Origin of the sequence: Paenibacillus sp. FSL H7-0943 (assembly GCF_037963265.1) — a bacterium.
Lineage (GTDB): Bacteria > Bacillota > Bacilli > Paenibacillales > Paenibacillaceae > Paenibacillus_AQ > Paenibacillus_AQ odorifer.
This window is the reverse complement of sequence record NZ_CP150148.1, coordinates 5,840,110-5,865,861: the sequence shown is the minus strand read 5'-3', so window position 1 is coordinate 5,865,861 and position 25,752 is coordinate 5,840,110. Positions and strand designations below refer to the sequence as shown.

Below are 25,752 nucleotides of genomic sequence, written 5' to 3'. Positions count from 1 at the left end.
CGAGAAAAAACGGCAGTGTTTTCCTTTTTACAGGAGCACTGTCGTTTTTTTGTGTGTTTTTTGTGGGTTTGACTTAAGTTTCTTTAGGGATAAATTCAAAAATTTTGCCACTCTCAAAAGATTCTATTAGTTTCAGCAACCAGCGGTAGTAGTTAATGGATTCAGTTATTTTTTCTTCATCTGTATTTAAGAGCTGCATAAGTTTACTATCGTCACTATACTCTTTTTTCATATCGTTAATTTCTGCAAGTGATTTCGCTAGTGAGATCATATTACCTTCAACGGCTTTTCTCCATTTAATAGAGAAGTAATCACTGAAGTTCTGATGCCAGTCAGGCACAGTGGTGAACAAGTCTTTGCGCGTCCCTCTCCCCCATACTTTGTCGATCATTTTCAGATCTAGAAGGGTACGGACTCCCGTACTCATGGACGTTTTACTCATTCCCATTGTTTTACTGAGTTCATCCAGTGTCACTGGACCTTGATTGAAGTACATATAACCGTATAAATGTCCAATAGACAAGGTAATGCCATACAGATCCATGTTTTTGCCGATAGAATCGATCACACGTTCACGGGCTTTACTAATCTTCTCTATTTGTTCGGGCGTAAGCCCTTCTAAATCGTTCATGATGTCCCTCCTGAGGAATAGGTCGATAGACTGCAACCTTATACAATGTATTGTAATCAAATCCCCCTCCATAAGTAAAGAATTCATGAAGAAAGGAATTTGGCGTAAAACAGAGTATTCCATACATAAAGTTCATAAAGTTAAAACTGTACACTAAATTTTATCCGTATATGGTGTTTGCATGAATTTTCAATAGTCCGGTAAACTACTATAAGTGAACTAAACCCGGATAACATTTCGGGAGAAGGAGGACGGCATGGCTATTATAGAGGTGAAACAACTAACCAAAGTATTCGGTCATGATGCGGGACGCGCGATTCCTTTATTAGAGCAAGGGATGTCGAAGGAAAAAATTGCTCAGGAATTGAAGTTGACAGTCGGAGTCAACAAAGCCGAATTCAGCATTGAAGAAGGAGAAATATTCGTCATTATGGGTTTGTCCGGCAGCGGTAAGTCGACGCTGGTTCGTTTGTTGAACCGCTTGATTGAGCCTACAGGGGGGCAAGTTCTTTTTAAAGGGAAAGATGTTGTGAAAATGAATCCGGAGCAGCTGCGCCAATTCAGACGGAAGAACATCGGCATGGTGTTTCAGAAGTTCGCATTATTTCCACATCGAAGCGTACTGGAGAATGCAGCATACGGGCTTGAAGTTCAGGGCGTAGATAAAAAGAAAAGAACTGAACTGGCAACAGAAGCCTTGCATCTGGTAGGTCTGAAAGGTTGGGAGAATCATCGTCCTGATCAACTCAGTGGAGGGATGCAGCAGCGTGTTGGACTGGCACGGGGCCTTGCTAACGACCCGGATATCCTGCTTATGGATGAGGCATTTAGTGCACTGGATCCGCTTATTCGTAAAGACATGCAGCAAGAGCTGCTGGAATTACAGACCAGAGTGAAGAAGACCATCGTGTTTATCACTCATGATCTAGACGAAGCTTTGCGGATTGGAGATCGGATCGCACTGATGAAGGACGGAGTCATTGTGCAAATTGGTACACCGGAAGAAATCCTCATCCAACCTGCCAATAAATATGTAGAGCGATTCGTGGAGGATGTGGACTTGTCCAAGGTGTTGACTGCAGCTCATGTAATGCGTCAGCCGGAAACAGTCAGACCTGAACGCGGGCCTCGGGTAGCGCTTCAATTAATGCGTGACAGTGGTATATTCAGTCTGTATGTAGTGGACAAGGAAAATAAGCTTCTGGGTGTTATTACAGCTGAGGATGCCCTTAAGGCACTGAATGATAATAAATCTATTCTGGAAGTAACGCGGAGAGAAATCCCACGTGTACAACCGGAAACGCTACTCAATGATTTCTTTGAATTAATATCTGAGACACATTTGCCTGTAGCCGTCGTAGATGAAGCGGATAAATTGAAGGGTATTGTGATTAAAGGAGCCGTTCTTTCCGCACTCGCCGGCAACGCGGTACCGGAAGGAGGATTATAATGGACATTCCTAAACTGCCTTTGGGAAAGGCACTCGAGTGGTTGGAAAATTGGCTGACGACTTATTGTGGGCCCCTGTTTGACTTCATCCATTCGATTATCGGTGGTATGGTGGCTGGCATTGAAAATGCACTTACCTTCCTGCCAGCATTAGTACTTATCGTGCTTATTGCAGCTTTGTCTTATTGGATCGGTAAATGGCGCATGGCACTATTTGCGGTCATTGGGCTGCTTCTGATTGATAATCTTGGATTATGGGGACCTTCTATGCAGTCCTTGGCCCTTGTTCTAACCGCCTCGATATTGGCTGTAGTAATTGGTGTGCCGATTGGTATTTTATGTGCGCAGAGAAATACCGTTAGAAATATAGTTACGCCTATTTTGGACTTTATGCAGACGATGCCGGCTTTTGTATATTTATTGCCAGCGGTATCCTTTTTCTCACTGGGCGTAGTTCCAGGGGTTATTGCTTCGATTATTTTTGCAATTCCGCCAACGATTCGCTTGACCAATCTCGGAATTCGTCAGGTTTCGGAGGAACTGGTGGAGGCAGCAGATGCTTTCGGATCGACACCTACTCAGAAATTGGTTAAATTGCAGCTTCCAATCGCTTTACCAACAATTATGGCAGGTGTGAACCAGACCATTATGTTGTCACTGTCAATGGTTGTTATCTCATCGATGATTGGTGCACAGGGCGTGGGTGCCTATGTATACCGTGCGGTATCACAGGCTAAGACAGGAGACGGATTCGAAGCAGGGATTGCGATCGTTATTATCGCCATTCTGCTGGACCGTTTGACACAGAACGCACTAAAACCAAAACAAAGATAGGAGTTTTAAATAAATGAAGAAGAAAAATATAGGGGTATTCCTGTTAGTTATTATGATGATTGCTGTTATTGCTGGATGTTCTTCATCAAGTAAAGAGAAGGTAAAATTAGCATATGTAGCATGGGATTCGGAAATTGCGAGTACTTATGTAGTAAAGGAAGTACTTGAAACTAAGCTTGGAGCTACCGTTGAAATGCTGCAGGTAGATGCTGGTCCAATGTGGGCTGGGGTTGCAGACGGTAGTGCGGATGGAATGGTTGCAGCTTGGCTGCCAAGCACCCATGCGGCTTATTTAGAGAAGTACGGTGCAAAAATTGAAGATTTGGGTGCAAATCTAAACGGGACTAAGGTTGGCTTGGCTGTTCCGGCCTATATGGATATTAACTCTATTGAAGACTTGAAGAACAGTGATATGGCAGCAAAGCTGAACAATCGCATTATCGGCATTGAGCCAGGTGCCGGCATTATGACAACCACAGAAAAGGCTATCGCGGAATATGATCTTAGCGATTACACACTTCTTGAAAGCTCATCCGCAGCGATGGCTCAGGAACTGCAAAAGGCTTATGACAACAACGAGCCAATCGTTGTTACAGGCTGGACACCGCACTGGATGTTCGCCAATATGGATCTGAAATATCTGGAAGATCCAAAAGGGGTTTACGGTGCGGATGAACAGATCCACACGATGGTTCGCCAAGGTCTGAAAGATGACATGCCCAATGTCTACAAATTCCTGGATCAATTCGAATGGACAGCAGAAGATATGGCCAAAGTAATGATCGAGGTTCAGGGTGGGAAGTCCCCAGAAGAAGCCGCTAAAACTTGGGTGGAAAGCAATCCGGATAAAGTGAATGCTTGGGTTGCAGGTATAGAATTGTAAGTAGATTAAAAACTGTGTTATGATGTGAAGAATAAATGGAAACAAAAATGTAACTTGTACGCTAACTACTGTTCTTTACACATTACACTTCATAAGCAAGCTCATTCAATAAAACACCCCGTAAGGGGTGTTTTTCTTGGGAATATAAGCAAAGTATTACAAGCTCTTAGTGTACCCTGCTTATATTTCAATAAGAATGGATACCTAGTTTACACACTTAGACTTATGCTTTGTCAAAGTAAATCAGGAGGCAGCTGCTGCAAGGAGTCAAGAGAGGAGACTGCTTCATGACAGAGACCATAAATACCTGGATTGATTGGCTGCTGCAAACGCTGGGCCTTAGCGGGCCATCTATTTTATTCGTGACCATCCCGCTCGCACTTTTGCAGAGTATATTAGGATTTTTTCCATTCGTAATTTTGATCGTGCTGCATGTCTCTGTTTTTAACGTAATTGGAGGCATGCTGATCAGTTGGCTGGCCTGCAATCTGGGCGGAATACTGATGTATTTTCTCATTCGGCGATATCTGTATAACTGGTTTGACCGAAAATGGAGAAGCAAACTGAAGCGCTATGATAAATGGCAACGTTACTTGGATCGATATGGGATTTGGACACTGGTGCTATTGCGTACGATCCCGATTATTCCGAATAATGTAATCAATTTCATGTCTGCTGTTTCACCGATTAAAGCCTCATCTTTTATATGGGGAACCATACTTGGTAATTTGTCTTATATATGGTTATTCGGTACGATCGGATCCACCCTAATTGTTCCGCGTGAAGAATGGAATGGTTATCTTACCTGGTATGCGGTGTTTATAGCTATTCTCATTGGCATCTTTATTCGGCGTCATTGGGACCATTTGCAGGAGGATAAGCGGAGCAGAATGCACTAATATCATCTTCCCAGTTCATGATCTAAAGGATGAAGAACGTTACTTCAGGCGCAGTTTGCCGGAGGGAACGTTCTTCTTTTTTGTCCTCTTAGCGAATACCTTAAATTAAGTGGAGGTGGCTTGACCTCTGCGTAAGGCGGGAGGGACTATTGCAATGGGCAGATTGAAAAAATGGGGAAACCGAAGGCTGAGAATACCTGATCTAGGCCATTTTCGGCTGCCAAAAATAAATGGGGACACGAATCGGAGATTCTCAGCGAGAAGCTCCGCATTCAAGTCAAAACCCAGCCGGGCAGCGGTTAGGCCGCAGCGTACGCGCTTTGAAGCCAAACGTAGCAAAGGCCGCTTTAGATTATCCAGCCGGCCAGAGAGTAAGGTAACGGTTGCAGGCGGAAGAACACATAAGCCAAGAAGCCGACGTAAATTTTGGCTGATAGCCTCCTTAGTAATACTTGTGCTGGTGCTGCAATCCTTGCGCTATGTGGAGCTGCATATGAAACCGCCCATCCTGCATTTAGCACAAATACGTGTGAAGCAAATCGCTACGGAATCGATTAATAAGGCGATTACCTCACAGGTTGCGAATGGAGGGAATGCGGAAGAGCTAATTGATTGGAAGACGGATAAGAACGGGAAAATATCAGGGTTCATGCTCAACTACGCGGAGCATATGCGTATTACTTCGCAAGCGGCACAGGTTATTCAGTCTACGCTGCAGGAATTGCATAATCGAATAGAATATATTCCGCTGGGGCAAGCGCTGGGCAGTCCCCTTATTGCTTCTTATGGACCCGATATTCCTATCAAGATTGAACCACAAGGTGCGGTTAAGGTTGAACTCAGCACCCGCCAGCAAAACGCTGGGATCAATATGATTCTGGTCGAGGTATACATTCATATTGTGACAGAGGTTGCAGTCGTCATTCCTTTTGATATGGAGCCGCAGGTAGTGGATACAGAAATTCCTGTGTCTTATCTGATGGTTGTTGGAGATGTACCTATGTATTATTACGATAATCAAGGTCAACCTGTGGGGGCGAACGGCAGCAGTGCTCCGGGAATTGCCATTCCTGCTCCAGCTGTAGGCGGGGATAAGAGTGGAGTAGTGGATCAGGGCAAGGATACCACCAGTAACAGTCAGAAAGATAACAGCTCGTCTCCAGCGGCAACCGATCCCGCGAGTACGGGTGCAGATCATACGGAAGAAGACAAAGGCGCGGGCGGAGGTAATTAAGGGGATATCACGCTTCAGCGCTCATAGACTATAGGTAGAACAGCTTTAATAAATGGAGCGTGAATCCTAATGTCGCAAGAATCTCTGAATGTGGAACGCTTGGCGGGAAGGTATGGGTTCTTGGAGCGCACGGGACTACTTCCACTGCCGAGTAAAGATGGACTTACCCTTGTAGTTGAGCTAAGCCGCCTGGAATGTGCCGCAGCTTGCTTACCCTTGCTGCTGCTCCATTCTGGAGAGTCTGTGCGCATTATTGCTGTGGCGATGACTCCTGATTTTCCTATGGAAACTTTAGCGGAACAGTTCTCACCGGAGCAGTCGATTCTCTTTCTTCCTTATGAAAAGGAGGAGTACATGCCTAACCAGGCTTTGGCACAGATCGAAACCAGTTTCGCGGTTTTGCTTGAAGATTCGATCATGGTATCGCCTGGCTGGCTAAGTGAGCTATTGTGGGTTCCTTTTGATGACGCTTCAGTTAAGGTGGTGGCCCCTCGCTCTTCAACCGAAAGAGGGGAAGGGAAGAAACGTCTTCACTTCGGCACCTATGATGAGTTTGCTGCTCATGTAAGCTACAATCTTGGCCGGCATCAAGGAGAATGGCGAGAGATGGATGTACTAACGGGTTCTTGCCTCCTGTTCTCTAAAGAGCTGCTTCAGCGTATCGGAGGGTTGGACACCTCGCTTCAAGTGCGGTCTCTTATGATTGCCGATTGGTGTCTTCGAGCGCGGCAGTCTGGAGCCAAGCTGGCGCTAAGTGATGCTGTGTATGTTCATGCTATACATTCACTTGATAGGGGCCAGAGAAGGATGAACGGACCAACACTTGCGGATGGCTGGCAGGCGTATAGTACAAAATGGGCACTGGAAGATGTCTTAGAAGCCGAAGAACATCTTGTACCGCAGAATGGATTCTTACAATCAACACAACCTGTTATTCCACTCGGTAAGGCAACCTTGCAAACGCCATTAGTGACGGCGATTGTTTATTGTGAAGAGGATGGGAATGGGGACCATCTTCCGCAGGAATGGGCAGCTACACAGGAGCAGCAGAGCTACAAGAATATTCGCTGGATCTGGATCAAGGACAGATGGATGAACACAGCTTCCGGCTTGCCAGTAAATGAACAGGATGTAGTGATTGCAGTTCGTGGTCAAGAGGCTTGGCTGCGGGCTTTGAAGAATGCATCTGCATTATTTGAGAGTGAGATAACTGTGTATTTATCAGACTCTATCAGGTATGAGAAATATTACGTTGAACGGGTAGTGAAGGCGATCACCCAAGGTTCCGCGGATCTGATCGTTAGTTTATCTACGGATATGGACGAAGAGGTGGGGCGGTTGCTTAGGGGGGACCCTTCGGGAATTGTTTTTCCATTAGAGCGAGTTGCTCATAAAGGCGGGAATGTGCCTGGAGTGATTACCTGTAAGGCGTCTACTTCGCACCAATTGCAGCTTCACCCTGAAGCTTCACTAACTATAGGTTATGTGGGGGATTTGTCCGAACCGCAGGGGAAGAAGGCAGATAGGAGCAGGGGCAAGGAGGCGCAGTCATGAAATATTTAATTCTGAGCAGAGGCTCCTGGGAGGAATACGAATATAAAAGACTGTTGGATCTTCTGCCCGAGCGGGAAGAGGTCTGTTTTGCCGGAAGAATGACTCTTGAGCAGCAGACTAACAGCCAGATCAAGCCGGTAATGATCGCGGATATTCATACTCTCAAGGCGAGGGAGTACACATTTCTGGTCTCTTCTCCCTATTGGCTACCAGAGGTTCTTTCTTTGCAAGCGGGATATATAGTGGCTTTATTAGAGCGCTGTCCGGAAGAAGAAAATAAGGTCTTATGGGATAAATACAGCGGCTTGCTTGGAGCAAAGGCCGATCTAGTAGGAACCCGGTCAGAACGGATCTATTTGGAGCAGAGCTTGTGCAGGGAGAATGTTATTTATCTCGACGGGGATCAGCAGGAATCGTATGGAGTTGTATGTCAGCGCGAGCGGATTTATTTTCTGACAGATTATGAGATGTTGTGGAGTAAGGCGATTGAGAACTTATGGCAGGAGGAGCCCCTCCTTGCTACGGACTGGTTTAGGATTCAACTCCAGCTTAGGGCGGATTATTATACCTCGATGTGCGCCAAGCTGCCCAGCCAGCCTGTTGTACATTATTTGGCAGCATCTTATTTGTATTTGCTTGGGGACTCCACAGCGAATCGATATCTGGCGCAATCCTTTGAGTTAATGGTGCTGTATGAATATTTGGATTGCCTTATTTCACACTTCCGGTTTTTTTCTGCAATAGAAGCCAAGACAGGGAATCTGGAAACGGCGGTCCGCCAATTTGCGATTACAGCATTTACCGCAGAGGAGAAGCAAGCAGTAGAAAGGATGGAGGGCTGGCTCCATTCCGGGCAGGATGAACTGGTTCGCGCGGAGTTGTTCCACCTGAATGAGGATGAGGCAGCGGCAGTAAGAATTTTAAGTCCGCTAACTTCTCCCGAGGCAAAAGCGTTGCTGGTGCAAAATTATGTGCGGACTTTTCAATGGGAAAAGGCAATAGTGCTGCAACATGAGCAGGAAGAAAATGTGGATGAAGCCATGGAAGGCACCATACACTTGCTGTATGGCAGGCGGCACGAGGCCATTCGCAGCTTTTTAAATGCAGGAGGGCAAGACAATCAGGCATGGCCACTTTTGTCAGAGATGGCAGATCTCGAAGAGGCTGTAAGACGATTGAGAAGGAGAGTGGAGGATGAGTAGTCATAGAGGGCCACTCCGCAAAACATCAGGCAACCGTCTGACCGCTATTATGCAGGTTAGGAACGAAGCCGGAAGGTATTTAGAGCAGGTGCTGGAGGAATTAAGTGAGTTCGTGGATGATATTGTGATCGTGGATGATGGAAGTACAGATCATACGGCTCAGTTATGTCTCTCTTTTGCCAAAGTTAAGAAGCTCGTAACCCTGCAAAGCTCTTTGTTTAACCGTGAATGGGAGCTACGGCAAACATTGTGGGAGCTGGCGGTATCTACGAATCCGGATTGGCTGCTGTCTGTGGACGCCGATGAGTTCTATGAAGAGTCTGCTAAACGGGAGATGAGGCGACTCATCGATCAGGATGTGTATGACTGGGTATCCTTCCGATTATTTGATTTTTGGGGCGGCACCACACATTACCGTGAAGATGAGCATTGGAATATCCACACGAAGCATACCCGTACACTAGTCCGCTATTTGCCGAACTTTCATTATTTTTTTCCGAAAATGGATCATCATGTGCCAAGACTTCCGCTCTCTTATTCGGTATTGCCGGGGTTTCTTACCGAGCTGCGTGTGAAACATTATGGTTGGGCGATATCCCCTGAGGAGCTTCGGCGAAAATACTCGCGTTACCTGGAGCTTGATCCAGAGGGGCGCTGGGGTAGTCTGGAGCAGTACGAATCTATCCTTGATGAGCAGCCCCATCTGGTGGAATGGCAAGAGGAGCTTTGAAATCCGCATCTGATCTGCCAACCGGCTAAGTCCGGCTGGCAGATCTCAGAAGCAGCGCAGAAGGGATATGAGCTGATGGTATCCCTTGCGGATATACTTCTGCTGCGAGCTGCAGCTTGTAATAAGCGAGGCTCACGGCTGCGGTAGCCCCCCCGACTCTACGCAAAGCGGCTTCATCCTCTACATGAAGGATGGGCATCTCTCCACAGGAGTAGGCTATCGCAGCGTATAATTGCCACTCGGTACAGTCCGCAGGTGTATGATATTGAGGGTGCTTGCTGACATAAATAGAGCACCATTGTTTTTTTATGGAGGTGGGGGCTTCAAGTAATCCGTAGAGTAAGGGCTGCGGCAGACTGGACCAGTGTAAGGAAGATCCTTCCGAATGGCGATAAAGTGCTAATAAACTATTCCAAGCACCAGTCTGAAGCAGCAATTGTGCTGCATAGCTTAGATCCGAAAGATCAGCTTTAAGGCTATAATTCCCTGCTAAAATATGATGGATCGATAAAATCCCCGGTCTGTAAGGCAATAGACAGACAAGCCAGCGCATGGCAGACTCTGTATCTCCAATACCGCAAGAGAAAGCCCACAGGTAGCCAAGTACAAAGGATCGGTTGGAAAGATGGGAAGGATCATGAAGCAGCTGTTCAAGCGGTGCGAGTGTCTGAAGATGTTCCGGTTGATTGTTTATTTCCAGAATCGCCTGCAATGCAGCCTGAACAGATGAGGGTAACTGGCTGGCTGTAGAAAGCTCAGCTTGCCATTCCGGATCGCGGGCATTGAGCGCTGCGGGCAGAAGATAACTCAAAGTATCAGGAGATAAAGAGTGCAGATGGTTGTGGGTCAATGCTCGTAGTTGTGCCTTCTCTCCAGATAGAAGGCTTAGTGGGATGAGTTCTTTCCACGCCTCGCTATAATCAGGCTTATGTTGTATGGCAGCCTCGTAATGTCTCCACGCATCCGGATATTGGTATAACTTCTCACAGACTCTTCCGGCTAGTAGTTCTGTCCGATACGTTCCACTGCCTGAGGAAGAAGGGTATTTATGTGCTGTATTTCCGCTCTGAAGTGCGTTCTCCAAGAAATGCTTGGCTGAGCTGAGCTTCCCTTGTTCCAGTAACAGGAGGGCATAGCTTTCTAATAAATCAGTGAAATCGGGAAAAAGACCGCTCCCCGTACGAAAAACTTCCTCGGCTTCCTGCTTTCGGCCACATAGTTGTAAGGCGTACGCCGTCTTAAGGTAAATATCTGAGACATAACCGGAAGGGGCTGGAGCATCGGTGAGCAGCGGAAGGAGGATCTCTGCCGCTTCTTTATATTGACCCTGCTGATAATACTCTGCCCCTAACGCGTAACGAAGAAAAAGATGGTTCGGTTGAAGCCGCAGACCCCTGTTGATGAGTGCTAAATTGCGGTTATATTTATTTTTACGCAGCAGTTCATCTTCTAAATATCCGTAGTGGAAAATACGCAAATCTGCATAAGCGATCTCCCCCGCTGGAAGCTCCCAAATGCTGCTGGCAATCTCCTCATGAATACTTCCACGAAAAATAATTCTTTTATCATTTTTGAATAATCGACAGACATGATCTGTAACAAAATCCGCTTCAGGTATTTCACCGACATAGTGGATAATAGGCAGCCAATACCCATGAATATACTCGGCACCAAGCAAGGGCTGGAGCAGCTCCTCACTCCAATGATCCACAGCCTCATCAGCATCCAGTACCAGAACCCAAGCGGAAGTTGCATACTCTAGGCTTATATTCCGCGCTTTGGAAAAATCATTTTCCCAAGGAATGTCGATAATCTTTGCACCGAACCTCTGAGCGATTTCTTTACTGTTATCCTCTGAGCCTGTATCCGCAATGATAATCTCAGACACTAGCCCGCGTACAGAGGATAAGCATTTCTCCAGATGGTTTGCCTCGTTCTTAATAATCATGCAAAGTGTGATATCCGGTGTGGTCATAGGAATACGTCCTTCCTAATCTGAAACTCTGGGCAGTGGGATTGCGAGCCGCACTCTTTTAGCCGCTGGAGAATAGGGGGTTGAAGAGGAGAGGGAGGCAAGCAGACGATCCGCCAACAAAAGCTCCGAACGCCCTGGGTGATTGGCTGGGTTGAATAACGAGTCATTAGATGAGGACTGCCCTGTGGTCTTCATCAGCTGTTTTGCTGCCTCTTCACATCTCTCAATCCGCAATAAATCTAAGAGAAGTCCGCTTTTAGCGGCTGTGTATTCGGGTAGATGAGCGTGAAGCCAGCCCAAAATTTCATTTTCGCGCTCAGCACATTTTAAGGCTCGGATCAGTCGGGTTATAATGGGCGTTGGCTCGGGATGAAGCTGAGCAGCTTTGGTATAACAGACACAGGCCTCGGTCTCATCGCCTATTTCTTCGCATAACTGTCCCAGCAAATAAAATGTCAAATAAGATCCGAATCCGGACTCGGTATGGTAACCGGAAGGAGCTTCTCCAATGACTAAGGCTTGCAGCAATGCTGTTTTGGCCTCAACTAGGGCCCCCATTTGAAACAGCAGCACACCTTTGATATGAGCCAAGTCAGGATAATCCGGATGTAAGGTTATCCCTGAGTCGCAAGCTTCCAGCGCCGCGTTGAAATCTTTTAATTCTGCCAGGCAGCGGATTTGATATTTGTGCAGCAGATGAACATAACTTGTGTCGGGTGGAGCTTCGTTAAGTGATCTTTTGATATGCTCTAGAGCCGGTTGATATTCACCAAGCCGCATATATTCAACAGCCATATTGAAATGGTGGAAGGGGTCATTGGGATTTAACTTTAGCTGTTCCTTGAGCAGCTCAACATTTCGTTTGATCTTATCTTTTTTTGCTACTACGCCGTCTGCATAACCGTAATGATGGATGACTACGTTGCTTAAATGCATTGCTGCTTTGGGAGTAGCTTTTACGATCGTTTCTGCAATCTGTTCGTGGATGATGCCGCTGAAACGGTACTGCGGGCGGTTACGGAATAGCCGGATAATCGGATTAACAGTAATGGTCTGTGAAGCTGCGGTTAAACCTTTATGATTATGAATGCGCAGAAAAAAAGCTTCATACTCCAAATGCTCCGCACACAGCAACAGCTCCCCCTTACTTTTCGCATCCAGTTCCTCGTCTCCATCCAGAATGAGAATCCATTGTCCGTGGGCTTGCTGAAGACCCGCGTTGCGGGCAGCGGCAAAATCGCCATTCCAAGTATAGTGAACAACTTTAGCTCCAAAGCTTAGAGCAATTTGTAGCGTGGAGTCAGTAGAGCCAGTATCGACTACAATAATCTCATCGGCGATACCACGTACACTTTTTAAACATTGGTTTAGGTTATCTGCTTCGTTCTTAACGATCATGCATAGAGAAATCAGAGGTTTTTGGCTGGGCATGCTCATTTGGCTGTCCTCCCCTCACTCTGGCGGAAGCTCCACTGTGTATGCCACGGTGTACGATTTAGTAAAAAGATGGATTTATGGATGGCACCAATATCCGTTTGCAGTGGACCATGAACGTTAGCTGCATCCAAGCTGTTTAGTGCCTCCTCCATGCTATGCTTCGCTTGCTGAAGGTAACAGAGTGCTAAACCCACTCGGGCAGCCTCATGCTCAGGCATCTGCTCCAGCGCTTGTTGAAACCATTCACTGGCTTCCGTGTAATGCCCTTTGTCAAAGACCATCTCACCTATATAAAAAAGAACCTTCGTATCAGCTGCTTGATCGCTAACTAACCTGATAAAATGCTCGCCGGCTGTATTCCTATTCCCTTCTTTATATAATGCTGCGGCTAATTCAGACCGGAAGGTAGGGAACAGCTTTATCAAAGCTTCGCTTAACGCGGGCTGGTGTAGTTTTACTGATTGTTCGATCAAATCTGAAATGAATGAGGAATGTAATGTTAATGAATCTACCTCTGCTTCAACGGGATCTACCTTTTGTTGCTGGTGGCACTTCTGAATGTATTGCAGTCCGAAACGGAGTTCGTCTGGTGCATAGGTTAGCAGGTCATTATGGAATTCTCCAAAAAGCGCCCAAGAGCAAATAGCCCAGAGGGTAGCCCACTTTTTCAGATATTCTAAATCATGGTTATCTTGCGTAGCTAAGGAGGTCACTTGTCTTATGGTTGTATAGGCGTTCTCTAGCTTGCCGGTGATGAGGAGTGAAGAGATCATCCAATTTGCCGTATCTAATTCCAAGGGAAAAGTGTCTCGGGATAAGTTAGTGATGGTCTCATTAGCATTTATCGCAAATAAGCTGTCAATGATTGCAGCTCGTTGGGCAGCATTAGTTGGGGGGACGAGTTGTATCAGCAAGCCGGCAATCTCCTCATCGGGTACAGCTAAGCGTTGAAAAGCAGAAGCTATTCCCTGCAAGGCAGGCCTATATAAAGAGTGGTGTTGAAGCGCACGGTGGTAGAATCTCGCAGCGTCCTCCTGAAGCTCAAGCCGCTCTGAGATTAAGCCTAGTCGATAAAGTGGGCGGAAGGTGTTCATCCCTTGCTCAGATACATATTTTTGACTAACCTGATCTCCAGAAATGGATGCTGCACGCTGATAAGCTTGAAAAGCACGTTCTAACAAGCCTTGACTCTCCAAAGATTGGCCTAATAAAAAATGCAGGTCAGGGTAATCCTCATAACGCTCCAATTCAGGCAACAGCAAGGGATCTATGATATTCGTTTTTCCTTGAGTCAGATAAATTTTACAGAGATCTCTAATCATCGTAGGACGGTAGGAAGCTTCAAGTGGCACATGGTGAAGGGTCTGGCGAAGTAATGTCTCTGCTTCCAGAAGACGACCGTCCTGACAGCAGGTGACTGCTAAATTATACGAGTGAAAAGGATCTTCCGGTTGTTCGGCTAAAGCGAGTCGCAGCAGCTGCTCATTGCGTTTGATTTTATTTTTTCGTGCCATGATTTCCGGCAAATATCCGAAGTGTTCAATCTCAATATCACTATGCTCAATCGCCGAGATGTTATGTGATTTAAGGATTGCAGCGTCAATTCCTTCATGAATTCTTCCGCTATATCGATAACCCTGTCCATTTCGGAATAAACGAACCGCACTGTGCTTTACCTTATCTTCAGGCCGAACGCCAAGCCAATTATCAATTTGTACTGTAAAAGCCTGAGCTTGCGTGTTTTGCAGGAGGCTGCGGAGTTCCGGAAGTGGAGTTTGCAGGCGTTCATCGGCATCAAGGACTAGAATCCAATCGGTATCCGCCTGATCGAGACCTTCGTTACGTGCTGCAGCAAAGTTTTCTGTCCATTCCCGTTGGAATACTCTAGCCCCGTGCGCTTGGGAAATAGCTATGGATTCGTCAGTAGAGCCTGTATCTATGACCACAATCTCGTCAACACCTGCTACGCTTGTGAGACAGTGGGGCAGAAGATCAGCTTCATTGTTAACGATGAGGTGGACGCCAAGCGTAATATTGTTCACGTTGTTTCCTCCTTGTTACATATGTAGAAGTAGAAATCAGCTTTTGCTATCAAAAGAAAAAGCACATGGATATCCATGCACTCTTTCGTTACAACATATGATGGGCATCTGCATTACGTTCCCTGTGCGTTGAAACTTACATTGATTGTTGAGGCGGCCCCTGCATTCGTTGATTGATAGGATAAGCGTGTATATTTCAGGAATCTGGCTGGAACTATGACATCGATAGAACCTGCTGCTAAAGGATTATCTCCTGTGGTATCGACGAAATAGTTCGTTCCGTCAGCACTGATTTCTACTCGTGTGTTGACCGGGTTAGCTCCAGTGTTATTGATGAAAAAGGAATAGGTCCCCAATACGCTCGTAGTCACTGCTGGCAGTGGAGTATAGGCATTAGCAGTTGCAATACCCGTCGTCGTCTGTTCGATAAAGCTGCGTTGTGAAATAGAGGTCACACTGCTGAGCGTACCAGCGGTAATGGTGGCTCCAAGCACACTGGTAATGGTCCCGTTTAAGAGGTTGGTGACCGTACCTGCTGAGGACAGAGTACCCGCAGTGATCGTGGCTCCGAGCACGCTGGTAATGGTCCCGTTTAAGAGATTGGTTACTGTACCAGCCGAAGACAGAGTACCCGCAGTGATCGTGGCTCCGAGCACGCTGGTAATGGTCCCGTTTAAGAGATTGGTTACTGTACCTGCGGAGGACAAAGTGCCCGCGGTGATTGTGGCTCCAAGCACGCTGGTAATGGTCCCGTTTAAGAGATTGGTTACTGTACCTGCGGAGGACAAAGTACCCGCGGTGATTGTGGCTCCAAGCACGCTGGTAATGGTCCCGTTTAAGAGATTGGTGACCGTACCTGCTGAGGATAGGGTACCAGCTGTGATCGTAGCCCCTAGCACACTAGTAATGGTCCCGTTAAGGATATTGGTGACCGTTCCTGCTGAGGACAAAGTACCCGCGGTAATAGTTGCGCCTAGTACACTAGTAATGGTACCAGCCGTAATCGTAGCTCCGAGCACGCTAGTAATCGTGCCTTCGAGAATGTTAGAAATGGTACCTGCGGAAGACAAAGTACCAGCTGTGATGGTAGCTCCAAGTACGCTAGTAATAGTCCCGTTAAGAATGTTGGTAACCGTACCTGCGGAGGACAAAGTACCCGCAGTGATGGTAGCCCCGAGTACGTTAGTAATGGTACCTTCGAGAATGTTAGTAATGGTACCTGCGGAAGACAAAGTACCAGCTGTGATGGTAGCTCCAAGTACGCTAGTAATAGTCCCGTTAAGAATGTTGGTAACCGTACCTGCGGAGGACAAAGTACCCGCAGTGATGGTAGCTCCGAGTACGCTAGTGATCGTCCCGTTAAGAATGTTGGTAACTGTTCCTGCTGAGGACAAAGTACCCGCAGTGATGGTAGCTCCGAGTATATTGGAAATCGTACCATCTAGGATAATTGTCGTTAGATTTCCGCCTGGATCTGTAGTGAGCGGATGATCAATCAGCGAGGCATCCCGGCCAAAAATAAGCGTTCGTAGATTATCGGGATTAGCTTGAAAAGAGCTGTAGTTAGGCAAAGTTCCTCGTCCCTCTCTTATAAAATTGTTAACTCATACCTATAGACTGGGCTTGGACGTATACATCAATTTTGCCTAAACCCGTTGACTGTTGCGTGGAGGCGGATATCCGAGTCCACTTTAAAAATCTGCTTGGCACTAGCACCTTCATTTCTTTTGCAGCCACGATCTCTTCTGAATCTATAAAAGAATCAAGACTGTTCGGACTAATCTCCAAGCGGACGCTAACAGGGTGGTCTCCTTGGTTCATAACTGCGTAAGAGATCATCGTTTTGGTTCCGCTTTTTTGCCAAGGCAGAGGTGAAATGGAGCTGGACACGGGGAATCCGATAAATTGATGCTCGGAAAATAAAGGACTGATCGTGACCTTACGGCGGTTTGTTCGACCCTTTGGAGGTGGAAATGATTGCGGATTTCTAGAGCAATTCCCCTGTTTTTTTGAGTGTTTTATTTTGCTGCGCTTTTTTAGTTCCAGACCGTTATGGATTTCATTCACCTCCTACGGGTTTTCTGGAACCCTATCCATAAAAGGACCCTAACCGTCGTTTGAGCCCTGAGCATCAATAAACCGCAGTTCAATAAGCCGCGAACCGTTAGGGACAATCCTTAGCCATTCGAATGGTGATAATAATATATGGTGAAAAATAAGAGGTGATTGGGCTGGGAAAGCAAAAATACGCACATTCCCAAACAACCTGTTACTTAGAGCGGCATAAAATAAGATAAGCTCAAGTACGGGGAGGATAGCGCATGCCAAACGATTCAGTCTTTAATCAGAGTAGCCAGCCACTCTTTACAGAACAAGTCAACACGTATGTTGCACCTGGTATAGATTCAGCTCCGGAGGGAGGAGCGGCTAAGGCGGGGCTATTGTTTGGAATCCCTTTTACTTCTACGGTAACGACTGCTGCACCGTTAGTTGTTCAGATTAGTAATCCGGCAGGCAGCGGACGTACATTGTATGTATCCCGTGTTGCAGCTAGCTCGGCAACAGCTGCTGTTACTTTATCTCTACTTAGGAACGCTACGGTCACCGGGACTACCGTTACACCGATAAATTTTAATTTTGGAAGTGCGTTAACCAGTGTGATGACGGCCAGAACCTCGACTTCTGCCCCTACGGGAGGTCCGGCCACTCTAGTATCTTTATTACTGGCAGCGGGTCCCGTCATTGTTGATTTTACTGGACAAATCGTTGTTCCTCCCGGAAATTCCATAACCACGTCCATCACGATTGCATCGGGAACTTCAGCAGCGACAACATCTATCAGCTGGTGGGAATATTAGAAATGGGAGGGGATAATCATGCCTAATCAATATGTGTTTAACGACAATGATCAACCTCTTTTTGTGGATATGGTCAATACCTTCCAATCTCCGGATATCAGCGCGCCACCTGAAATAAGTGCTTCGAAGGCTGCGGTCTTGTATTCTACCAACACATCCGCGTCTAGTTTGGTCGTACTTAGTCTTATTTCTGCAATTACTTCTATTCGGATTAGTAATGCTGCTGGTAGCGGGAAAACCGTATATATCTCTCGTATTAGCGGCAGTATCGGCGGATCTTCTCTGCTATCGGCTATGTCTGGAAGCTTTACAATTGTAAAAGGAGGGACGTTAACCTCTCCTGTAACCTTGACACCAACCAATAATAATCTCGGAAGTGCGGCTACAAGTGCGATGACCGTTCAATCTTCAACAGCGGCAATTAGCGGGGGGACGACGCTTTACAATTATCAATTAGCTCCAGGCGCTTTCTCACAGAACTTTACGGGCAGCATCATCGTTCCGCCGGGGACTGCTATTTGTGCTAACGTAACTTCATCTAGCTCGGCTGTAGGCTTAACGATTACTTCTGCACTTGGTCTTCTTTGGTGGGAGCAATAGAGTTTATATTTTTTTTTGAAACTATAACGGTGGTAAACCTTGACATCATTTGGTTAAGGTTTTACATAGAAGGTTGGAATGAATAGAAAATAAAGGGGATTGGCATTATACAATAAAGTTGGAATTCAGTATGGAATGTGAAAAGAGGGACAATTATGGAAAGTTGTTTATTTATTCATGGCTTTACCGGAGGTGAGCATGAAATCTCTCCCTTGTCCCAGTTTATGGAGCAGCATAATTATCGTTCCAGAACATTTACCCTGAAGGGGCACGGGGGCAGCAGGAATGATCTACTGCATTCGGATCGACATGATTGGCAGCAAAGTGCTGAGGATGAATTAACAGAGCTGTTAAAGACAAATGACGGCGTTCATCTGATCGGTTTTTCAACCGGTGCTCTTATTGCTTCACATCTTTCCGTGCGCTATAAACCTTGGATTAAATCTCTCACTTTGTTGTCTACCCCTGTGTTTCCGCTGAATCCTGTAGAAATTATTAAGACCCTTGGGAGCTTTTCCATGCTAAAAACTTATATTAGTAAATTCAGTTCAACGCCTCCAAAAGCAACTCGAGAGTTCCAGCGATTGGTTCGTGAGAGCTTTTCTGTCTATCCGCATATTGAGACTCCAACCCTGATCGTGCAAGGAAAAAGAGATCATCTAGTGAAGACTAGAAGCGCCGATTACCTACGACATCATATGATCAAGGCGACCCAAAAACAGGTGCTGATGGTCGACAACAGTGGTCATATGGTGTGCCATTGTGAAGAGAAGGACCGAATTATGAATGAGGTCTTGCAGTTTATTCAGACGGCGGGACGCTGAACTCAAACAGTAAATATTCAACCCCAAGAGCTTCCTAAATAGGAGCTCTTTTTTTGTTGTGCATTTCAATTTTAAGGCTTGACAATGCGTCTAGTGTCATGGTAATTTTTAGTAGGGAAACCGGTTTCCCTAAAATTCGTTTGTTTCTATGCCAAAAACATCGCTGGAAAGGTCGTTTTTAATCCAAGAAGTAGGTTTTAGTGTGTTATGAATACGCTTTAATAAGAGAGGGAGATGCGCGCGATGAAACGTAAGTTATGGTACGTGCCCGTTCTGATTACATCTATTCTTCTTTCTACTGTGATTAATTTATTCGTCTTAGCGCCACAACAGGCAGATGCGGCTAGCATCGGTACGATTAACGAGAATGATACCATTTATCAGATTATGGTGGACCGGTTTAATGACGGGGACTCTTCCAACAATGCTACGGGAGCGGCAATTCGCTATGGCGAGAACTCTGAAGAAGATTTCCGTTATATGAAAGGCGGAGATTGGCAAGGAGTGATCGACAAGCTATCTTATATTAAAAATATGGGCTACACCGCGATCTGGATTTCCCCAGTGGCGGAGCCGCAAATGACGAATCGGGAGAACAATGGCAGTGGTAAAAACACGGCGTATCACGGGTACAACGTTAAGGATCCTAACGCAGCCAATCCCTACTTCGGTACAAAGGAGAAGCTGAAGGAGTTAGTGGATTCCGCACATGCGGTTGGCATCAAGGTGGTTATAGACGTTGTGCCAAACCATATCGGGGATTATATGCTGGGTACCCAAGCCTACTATGATATCCCTAGTCTGCAGCCAGCAGCTCCTTTCAATAACCCGGCTTGGTATCACCATAACGGAGATATCAACTGGTCTTTGGCAGACGGAAGATACGATCAATGGGCACAGGATTACTTAGAAAATCATGATTTAGGCGGACTGGATGACATTGACTTCGATGTCCCTGCTGCTAAAAAGGCCATATTTGATTCGATTAAAGGCTGGTTTGACTATACAGGGGCAGATGGTGCGCGTGTAGACGCAGCCAAGCTGATGAAGCCGACTGATATTGGTGAATTGCAAAATTATCTGGGGGTTAATACCTTTGGCGAGAATTTTGACGGCAATGCTGAATTTGTCTCGCGCTGGGTCGGCAACAACAAGGAGTGGGGCATGCTTGATTTCCCAATGTTCTTCTCCGTTCTAAATAGCTTCGCATATGGGCAGTCTTTTGACTCCAATATTAAAAGCACCTTGGCACAGGATTCCTACTATAACGGAAATGCCAATCACATGGTTACCTTTATCGACAATCATGACCGCAATCGTTTTCTCACAGAAGCTGGAGGAAGCGTAGATAAGCTGCAGAACGCTTTGAGTTTTATTTTTACAGTGCGTGGAACACCCGTTGTCTTCCAAGGTACGGAACAGAACAAAGGCAATGGTAATGGGCAGATTATGACGGGAGGCATCGCCGATACCTGGAACCGCTGGTCAATGGTGAAACGGGATGCAAACGGCAATGTAATAGAGAATTATTTTAATGAGAATGCCAGCACCTACAAGCACGTAGCCAAACTTAATGAGATTCGGAAAAATAATCCGGCACTCCGTACAGGCACTCAACGTGAAATGTGGTCTGCACAGAACTTATATGCTTTTTCACGTCGTATTGACACTGGAACTAATCTGGGGCAGGAAGTTATCTCCGTATTCAGTAATAAATCCAGCGGCTCGCAGACCGTTACCATTCCACTGCGTGCAGAGAGCAGCTTGGCAGTCGGGACGGTTCTTTATAACCTGTTGAACACTTCGGATACGGTAACCGTACAATCGGGTGGAGCAACTGGCAAGCAGATCACTGTAACCGTGGGTGCAAATGCAGCCAAAATCTATGCCAAACAACAGCTTCCTACAGATACAGTTGCTCCAACTGTACCCACTAACGTGACCGCAACCGTTCAAAATGCATCCAGTGCTTTAGTAAGCTGGACCGCTTCCACCGACAATGTAGGTGTGACCGGATATGAAATTTATCGCAACGGCGTAAAAGTGGGTACATCCGCAACTACTTCATATACGGATAACGGATTATCTGCCAGTACTACGTATGACTATACGGTAAAAGCAATGGATGCAGCAGGCAATCTATCCCTCCTTAGCGCGATTGCTTCAGTGACAACACCAGCGGGGAACAGTGTCACTATTTACTATAAGCAGGGCTATACCTCGCCTTATATTCATTATCGTCCTGCAGGAGGAACTTGGACGACATCACCGGGTGTGGCGATACCTGTCTCTGATGTAGCAGGCTACAACAAAATAACGATTAATATTGGCTCAGCCAGCCAGCTTGAAGCTTGCTTTAACAATGGCAGCGGCACTTGGGACAGTAACGGGGGCAGCAACTATTTATTTAGTGCCGGCACCTGGACCTATACACCAACTGGCAATATTCAATCGGGTGGACCCGTGACGCCGACACCAACGGTAACGCCGACACCAACAACAACCGTAACGCCGACACCGACACCGACGGTAACACCAACGCCAACTCCGACGGTAACGCCGACACCGACACCAACCGTAACGCCAACACCGACGCCAACGGTAACGCCGACACCCACCGTAACGCCAACACCAACGGCAACACCTGTCGGCAGTACGGCAACGATCTATTATAAGAATGCGGCTTATAGCAGCTCTTATATCCATTATAAGCTCGATGGTTCAACGGTCTGGACGACGTCTCCAGGCGAGCAGCTTCAAGCTTCTGCTTTTACAGGATATAAGGCGGTTACGATTCAGTTGGACACGGCAGCTGGGCTGACCGCAGCCTTTAATAATGGCAGTGGCACATGGGATAACAATGGAGGCAATAACTATCATTTTGCTGCGGGCACCTGGAGTATGGTGAATGGTAACATCACCGCAGGAGAGCCACAAGCGGATAGTGTTACATTCCGAGCAACTGTTCCTGCGTCTACTCCTGTGAGTGGTCCCGTTTATCTCTCCGGTTCCTTCAATAGCTGGAATGCGGCAGATCCGAACTACCAACTGACGAAGGGTAGTGATGGTATTTACTCCATCACACTAAGTCTACCGGCGGGAACAGCAATTCAATACAAAGTTACACGAGGTGCTTGGACTAATGTGGAGGTGAATTCGAATGGATCGGATCTTTCCAATCGAACCCTTACGCCATCAGGCGGTGCACAAACCGTAAATCTGACGGTTCAGCGCTGGAAGGATCTATAAGCTTCATAATATCTACAGCTTAAACACACCAAGGAGCGGCTCCCGTTTGGGGCCGCTCCTTGGTAAGCAGTATGAAGCTTTTTAATTGCAGAAAGTACAATTAAACTTTCTGTTTGAAGCTGGTAGAAAGAATTAACTGTATTTTGTGCAGTAGAATTCAGGAAAAAGGCTGTTTTTTACCGATTTTATGAGTTTTGACTGTACAAAGTGCAATTAAATCGAATGTTACCCATCCTATAAGGATTTCTATTGCACAAAATGCAATTAAATCCGATGTAGCCATTTTAGCTACTCAAATTCGATCAAGCTAAAGCAGTTACTCCAGACAATCAAGCCGAATCAGCACGCAGCGCAATAAAGTTCAGTCAACTACACAAGCTCAATCAAGCTCAGTTAGTTACTCAAGACAATCAAACCGAAATAGCACTCAGCGCAATAATGTTCAGTCAGCTATACAAGCGCAACCAAGCTTCCCGCCTCTTCACTACGTTCCCGCCGGGAACTGCGATCTCATAGTTGACTCACGAGGAATGAGTTCTGGCTCGAGAAGCAAATGCCTAGAGGGTATGTTGTTATTACGAATGCGTTGCATCAGCAGCTCGCCTGAAGATACCCCCAGCTGGAAGGTGTCGATATTTAGCGAGGTTAGAGGAGGCGTAGTGTAACGGGACAGAGGATATTCATCAAATGCGGCAATGCCGAGCTGTGAGGGAACATGAATATCCAGTGATTTTGCAGCTTGAAGCACCCCGAAGGCAACATAGCTGTTCATGCATACTACGGAGTCTGGTCGATCTTCGCTCTGTAGAAGCTCAAGTGCAGCAAGATAGCTCTCATGTTCATCAGCCTTACAATTGATAATCCATTGCTGCTGATCGGCAAGATCTGCTTGCTGCAATGCTTGCAAATATCCACTCAGACGATGGGTATAAATCTTTTCCTGCTGCTGCCCGCCTATGAAGGCTATTTTGGAGTACCCCTGCTTTATTAAATGTGAGGTCAGCATGCTGCCGCCTGCTTCATTATCGAAATCAACCCAGCTTCCGGGAGTCATAATTTCGCCGATGGAGATGTAGGGAAACTCCAAGCGGTTTAGTTCTTCGCAAAGCTCTTCCGTTAGTACGGAGTTATTCGCTATGATTCCGTCGACACGTTTGCTGAATACAAGTCTATTTAGAAAATGTCCTTCCGGACTACTATGCTGTACATTGGAAATAGTCAGCTCGTATTTTAAAGGCGCAATTACACTTTCTATTCCACCGATGATGTTGTAGAAAAACTGGTTTAGAAATTCACTTTCCTTGGACATATCGACCAGGAGACCAATATTACAGCTGCTTTGTCTGGCTAATCCGGTAGCGATACTACTTGGTGTATAGTTCATTTGCTTCATAATTTCGCGAACTTTGTGTTTCGTTTCCTGTGATATTTTTGGGGAATCGTTTAATACTTTGGATACGGTAGATTTAGCCACATTGGCTGCTTTGGCAATATCAGAAATGGTTACTTTCATTGTCTTCCCCTCATAATCCGGAACGGTATTTGTAACCATAATAACACAAATTTAGCAGTCTCTCTAATCACAAAGAGTCTTATAGATTTAACGATAAAAGCATAAAAAGGAGTTTAGAAGTTATGCCTCATACATGGTTTTTATATCATACAAGTGAAGATCCGTTTGCCTATCCTATGGGTACGGGCATCTTGAAGCTCAGACTGTTCACGCAAGCTGGACAGCAATTATCCTGTACCGTCATCTACTCAGACCGTTATGATTCTCCGGGGCATGAAGTTCCTTTGCAGATGGAGCGGATTGGGTCGGCAGGTGTTTATGAGATACATGAAGCGGTCATTGAGACCCCTACTAAAAAATGCAGATATCTATTCCATGTAACTAATCCTGCTGGTGAATATGTCTGGTATGGAGAGAGAGGGGCGTCGGAGAACCGGGAACGTGCGGGTTCTTTTCAATATGCATATCTCCATCATTCTGAGGCGTTGAAGTTACCTTCATGGAGCATGGATGCAGTAACCTATCAAATCTATCCCAGCAGTTATAACGAAGGAACCTTACAAGGCATCTCTGACAAAATGCCCTACCTGCAACAGTTAGGAGTAAACGTTGTTTATATGACGCCTGTATTTGAGTCTCCTTCAGAACATAAATATAATACCTCCGATTACTATAAGGTTGATCCAGTATTTGGGGATACGGAAGGATTGAAGGCACTGGTCAGCCAGGCGCACAGGCATGGAATCAAAGTGATTTTAGATGCTGTGTTTAATCATTCGGGAGACCGCTTTTTCGCGTTTAAGGATGTGTTGGCAAAAGGAGAGCAATCTCCGTATAAAGATTGGTTCTTCATTCATTCCTTTCCGGTTACGCAGACCCCTGTACCCAATTATGAAACGTTTGCCAAAGCTGAAGCGCATATGCCAAAGCTGAACATGGACAATCCGGATACGGCGAATTACATGATTGAGGTTGCGAAGTATTGGGTGCGCGAGACAGGGATTGACGGCTGGCGTCTGGATGTGGCCAATGAAGTTAATCCGCGTTTTTGGTCCCGGTTTCGGCAAGAACTCAAATCTGAATATCCTGAAATCCTGCTGATCGGTGAGATTATGCATGCTTCTGGGCCATGGCTTAGAGGGGATCAGTTCGATGGAGGAATGAATTATGTGCTTCGTGATGCAGTGTTAGAATTTTTTGCGGAACAATCGACGGGGCCAGTTCGCTTTATGGAGCAATTGCTCCATCAGGAGGCGTTGTATAATGACCAGGCGAATTCGGCTATGTTTCAGTTGCTTGGCAGCCATGATACCCTGCGGTTTCTTACGGCATGTAAAGAAGGTGGGCGTGGTTGGGACCGCTTGGGTACCGCTGTTGAACGTATGATGCTGGCTGTTTTTTTCCAGATGACCTATATCGGCATTCCAATGATCTATTACGGGGATGAGGTTGGGATGGAAGGGGCGACGGACCCCCACTGTAGAAAAGCTATGATATGGCAAGAACAAGCTCAGAATGCAGTGCTGCATAAGTGGTATCAACAGTTGATTTCTCTGAGAAAAAGTCATGAGGTTCTGCGCAAAGGCTCCTTCCGTCCTTGGTTTACTGATGAAGTTCGTAATGTGCTTGGTTACATACGAGGTGTGGAGCACGAAAAGATAGGGCTGATTATCAATAATTCTCCAAACCCTTACCAACTAGAGCTTAGCCCATATCGAGCTGATAAGAACGAATTAACTGATTTATTGTCTGGAGTAATTTTTAAAAATAATAATAAGCTTACGGTCAGCATTGAACCATTCGGCTGTTTGATGTTGTATTAAAAAAGAAAAGGCCCC

20 protein-coding genes are annotated in these 25,752 nt (G+C 46.1%); 13 read left to right on the top strand and 7 right to left on the bottom strand.

Annotated features, from left to right (window positions below; all coding sequences use genetic code 11):
• Positions 1–73 precede the first annotated feature (73 nt).
• Entirely contained in the window at positions 74–631 is a 558-nt protein-coding gene (locus NSQ55_RS25640) for a transcriptional regulator (RefSeq protein ID WP_036685364.1), read from the bottom strand.
• A gap of 256 nt (positions 632–887) precedes the next feature.
• Between NSQ55_RS25640 and NSQ55_RS25635 the strand changes: the two genes are divergently transcribed.
• The 8 genes from NSQ55_RS25635 to NSQ55_RS25600 all read left to right on the top strand — a co-directional run bounded on the left by NSQ55_RS25635 (position 888) and on the right by NSQ55_RS25600 (position 9,416).
• On the top strand, positions 888–2,081 hold the full coding sequence (locus NSQ55_RS25635; protein WP_339169715.1) for a glycine betaine/L-proline ABC transporter ATP-binding protein: 1,194 nt from the start codon (positions 888–890) through the stop codon (positions 2,079–2,081).
• Positions 2,081–2,914 (top strand): proline/glycine betaine ABC transporter permease, encoded by an 834-nt coding sequence (locus NSQ55_RS25630; RefSeq protein ID WP_076099393.1) that lies wholly within the window; start codon positions 2,081–2,083, stop codon positions 2,912–2,914. The genes NSQ55_RS25635 and NSQ55_RS25630 overlap by 1 nt, the downstream gene beginning before the upstream one ends.
• A gap of 13 nt (positions 2,915–2,927) precedes the next feature.
• Positions 2,928–3,797: a glycine betaine ABC transporter substrate-binding protein gene (locus NSQ55_RS25625; protein WP_038573223.1), complete on the top strand. Its 870-nt coding sequence runs from the start codon at positions 2,928–2,930 to the stop codon at positions 3,795–3,797.
• A gap of 287 nt (positions 3,798–4,084) precedes the next feature.
• On the top strand, positions 4,085–4,696 hold the full coding sequence (locus tag NSQ55_RS25620) for a VTT domain-containing protein (RefSeq protein WP_339169713.1): 612 nt from the start codon (positions 4,085–4,087) through the stop codon (positions 4,694–4,696).
• A 154-nt stretch (positions 4,697–4,850) separates the two neighbouring features.
• On the top strand, positions 4,851–5,930 hold the full coding sequence (gene yunB, locus NSQ55_RS25615; RefSeq protein WP_339169711.1) for a sporulation protein YunB: 1,080 nt from the start codon (positions 4,851–4,853) through the stop codon (positions 5,928–5,930).
• 69 nt (positions 5,931–5,999) lie between these two features.
• Positions 6,000–7,484, top strand: a complete 1,485-nt coding sequence (locus NSQ55_RS25610; protein ID WP_076184781.1) for a hypothetical protein — start codon at positions 6,000–6,002, stop codon at positions 7,482–7,484.
• Complete coding sequence (locus NSQ55_RS25605; protein ID WP_339169708.1) at positions 7,481–8,686, top strand: hypothetical protein; 1,206 nt, start codon at positions 7,481–7,483, stop codon at positions 8,684–8,686. The genes NSQ55_RS25610 and NSQ55_RS25605 overlap by 4 nt, the downstream gene beginning before the upstream one ends.
• The gene (locus tag NSQ55_RS25600) at positions 8,679–9,416 is read left to right on the top strand and encodes a glycosyltransferase (RefSeq protein WP_076193397.1); all 738 of its coding nucleotides are present in this window, start codon (positions 8,679–8,681) and stop codon (positions 9,414–9,416) included. The genes NSQ55_RS25605 and NSQ55_RS25600 overlap by 8 nt, the downstream gene beginning before the upstream one ends.
• Positions 9,417–9,441: 25 nt before the next feature.
• Here NSQ55_RS25600 and NSQ55_RS25595 read toward each other — a convergent pair whose 3' ends face one another.
• The 5 genes from NSQ55_RS25595 to NSQ55_RS25575 all read right to left on the bottom strand — a co-directional run bounded on the left by NSQ55_RS25595 (position 9,442) and on the right by NSQ55_RS25575 (position 16,709).
• On the bottom strand, positions 9,442–11,391 hold the full coding sequence (locus NSQ55_RS25595; protein WP_339169707.1) for a glycosyltransferase: 1,950 nt from the start codon (positions 11,389–11,391) through the stop codon (positions 9,442–9,444).
• Positions 11,392–11,406: 15 nt separating this feature from the next.
• Positions 11,407–12,828 (bottom strand): glycosyltransferase, encoded by a 1,422-nt coding sequence (locus NSQ55_RS25590; protein WP_339169706.1) that lies wholly within the window; start codon positions 12,826–12,828, stop codon positions 11,407–11,409.
• Entirely contained in the window at positions 12,825–14,870 is a 2,046-nt protein-coding gene (locus tag NSQ55_RS25585; protein WP_339169704.1) for a glycosyltransferase, read from the bottom strand. The genes NSQ55_RS25590 and NSQ55_RS25585 overlap by 4 nt, the downstream gene beginning before the upstream one ends.
• A gap of 113 nt (positions 14,871–14,983) precedes the next feature.
• Positions 14,984–16,441 (bottom strand): DUF6385 domain-containing protein, encoded by a 1,458-nt coding sequence (locus NSQ55_RS25580; RefSeq protein WP_339169702.1) that lies wholly within the window; start codon positions 16,439–16,441, stop codon positions 14,984–14,986.
• A gap of 28 nt (positions 16,442–16,469) precedes the next feature.
• Positions 16,470–16,709, bottom strand: a complete 240-nt coding sequence (locus NSQ55_RS25575; protein WP_036685337.1) for a DUF6385 domain-containing protein — start codon at positions 16,707–16,709, stop codon at positions 16,470–16,472.
• Between the two features lie 482 nt (positions 16,710–17,191).
• Between NSQ55_RS25575 and NSQ55_RS25570 the strand changes: the two genes are divergently transcribed.
• The 4 genes from NSQ55_RS25570 (at position 17,192) to NSQ55_RS25555 (ending at position 22,401) form a co-directional block, all read left to right on the top strand.
• Positions 17,192–17,728 carry a hypothetical protein gene (locus tag NSQ55_RS25570; protein WP_036685336.1) on the top strand — a complete coding sequence of 179 codons (537 nt, stop codon included), beginning with the start codon at positions 17,192–17,194 and terminating at the stop codon, positions 17,726–17,728.
• An 18-nt stretch (positions 17,729–17,746) separates the two neighbouring features.
• Positions 17,747–18,328, top strand: a complete 582-nt coding sequence (locus NSQ55_RS25565; RefSeq protein ID WP_339169700.1) for a hypothetical protein — start codon at positions 17,747–17,749, stop codon at positions 18,326–18,328.
• Positions 18,329–18,483: 155 nt separating this feature from the next.
• Positions 18,484–19,152 (top strand): alpha/beta fold hydrolase, encoded by a 669-nt coding sequence (locus NSQ55_RS25560; protein WP_036685332.1) that lies wholly within the window; start codon positions 18,484–18,486, stop codon positions 19,150–19,152.
• 243 nt (positions 19,153–19,395) lie between these two features.
• Complete coding sequence (locus NSQ55_RS25555) at positions 19,396–22,401, top strand: carbohydrate binding domain-containing protein (RefSeq protein ID WP_339169699.1); 3,006 nt, start codon at positions 19,396–19,398, stop codon at positions 22,399–22,401.
• Positions 22,402–22,885: 484 nt separating this feature from the next.
• Here the strand turns inward: NSQ55_RS25555 and NSQ55_RS25550 are convergent, their stop codons facing one another.
• Entirely contained in the window at positions 22,886–23,914 is a 1,029-nt protein-coding gene (locus tag NSQ55_RS25550) for a LacI family DNA-binding transcriptional regulator (RefSeq protein ID WP_076099381.1), read from the bottom strand.
• Between the two features lie 122 nt (positions 23,915–24,036).
• Between NSQ55_RS25550 and NSQ55_RS25545 the strand changes: the two genes are divergently transcribed.
• Positions 24,037–25,737, top strand: a complete 1,701-nt coding sequence (locus NSQ55_RS25545) for a glycoside hydrolase family 13 protein (RefSeq protein ID WP_076128007.1) — start codon at positions 24,037–24,039, stop codon at positions 25,735–25,737.
• Positions 25,738–25,752 lie beyond the last annotated feature (15 nt).

Coding starts and splice junctions, on each gene's coding strand:
- NSQ55_RS25640 (WP_036685364.1), bottom strand. CDS start 631: ATGAACGATTTAGAAGGGCTTACGCCCGAACAAATAGAGAAGATTAGT.
- NSQ55_RS25635 (WP_339169715.1), top strand. CDS start 888: ATGGCTATTATAGAGGTGAAACAACTAACCAAAGTATTCGGTCATGAT.
- NSQ55_RS25630 (WP_076099393.1), top strand. CDS start 2,081: ATGGACATTCCTAAACTGCCTTTGGGAAAGGCACTCGAGTGGTTGGAA.
- NSQ55_RS25625 (WP_038573223.1), top strand. CDS start 2,928: ATGAAGAAGAAAAATATAGGGGTATTCCTGTTAGTTATTATGATGATT.
- NSQ55_RS25620 (WP_339169713.1), top strand. CDS start 4,085: ATGACAGAGACCATAAATACCTGGATTGATTGGCTGCTGCAAACGCTG.
- yunB (WP_339169711.1), top strand. CDS start 4,851: ATGGGCAGATTGAAAAAATGGGGAAACCGAAGGCTGAGAATACCTGAT.
- NSQ55_RS25610 (WP_076184781.1), top strand. CDS start 6,000: ATGTCGCAAGAATCTCTGAATGTGGAACGCTTGGCGGGAAGGTATGGG.
- NSQ55_RS25605 (WP_339169708.1), top strand. CDS start 7,481: ATGAAATATTTAATTCTGAGCAGAGGCTCCTGGGAGGAATACGAATAT.
- NSQ55_RS25600 (WP_076193397.1), top strand. CDS start 8,679: ATGAGTAGTCATAGAGGGCCACTCCGCAAAACATCAGGCAACCGTCTG.
- NSQ55_RS25595 (WP_339169707.1), bottom strand. CDS start 11,391: ATGACCACACCGGATATCACACTTTGCATGATTATTAAGAACGAGGCA.
- NSQ55_RS25590 (WP_339169706.1), bottom strand. CDS start 12,828: ATGAGCATGCCCAGCCAAAAACCTCTGATTTCTCTATGCATGATCGTT.
- NSQ55_RS25575 (WP_036685337.1), bottom strand. CDS start 16,709: ATGATCTCTTACGCAGTTATGAACCAAGGAGACCACCCTGTTAGCGTC.
- NSQ55_RS25570 (WP_036685336.1), top strand. CDS start 17,192: ATGCCAAACGATTCAGTCTTTAATCAGAGTAGCCAGCCACTCTTTACA.
- NSQ55_RS25565 (WP_339169700.1), top strand. CDS start 17,747: ATGCCTAATCAATATGTGTTTAACGACAATGATCAACCTCTTTTTGTG.
- NSQ55_RS25560 (WP_036685332.1), top strand. CDS start 18,484: ATGGAAAGTTGTTTATTTATTCATGGCTTTACCGGAGGTGAGCATGAA.
- NSQ55_RS25555 (WP_339169699.1), top strand. CDS start 19,396: ATGAAACGTAAGTTATGGTACGTGCCCGTTCTGATTACATCTATTCTT.
- NSQ55_RS25550 (WP_076099381.1), bottom strand. CDS start 23,914: ATGAAAGTAACCATTTCTGATATTGCCAAAGCAGCCAATGTGGCTAAA.
- NSQ55_RS25545 (WP_076128007.1), top strand. CDS start 24,037: ATGCCTCATACATGGTTTTTATATCATACAAGTGAAGATCCGTTTGCC.